The 374-nt window shown below is 67.1% G+C and carries 1 pseudogene; it reads left to right on the top strand.

Going from position 1 to position 374, the window contains the following annotated elements:
• Positions 1-374 (top strand): annotated as a pseudogene (locus AC1DHL_RS30165) (Tol-Pal system beta propeller repeat protein TolB); the annotation flags it as partial.

Raw genomic sequence — 374 nt, 5'->3', positions numbered from 1 at the left:
GCGCACAAGATCGCCGACTACATCTACGAGAAGCTGCTCGGCGAGCGCGGCGTGTTTGCCACGCGCCTGTCGTACGTGTCGAAGGTGGGCAACCGCTACCAGCTGCTGATTTCCGATTCGGACGGCCAGAACGCGCAGATCGCGCTGACCAGCACCGAGCCGATCATCTCGCCGGCATGGTCGCCTGACGGCCGCCGCGTGGCCTACGTCTCCTTCGAGGCGCGCAAGCCGGTGGTCTACGTGCACGACCTGGCCACGGGCAAGCGCACGCTGGTGTCGAACCAGAAGGGCAACAACAGCGCGCCGTCGTGGTCGCCGGATGGCCAGCGTCTGGCGCTGGCGCTCTCGCGCGACGGCAACACGCAGGTGTACCT

It is taken from the genome of Variovorax sp. 10L426 (genome assembly GCF_056395305.1).
This window is presented reverse-complemented; position numbering and strand designations above follow the sequence as displayed.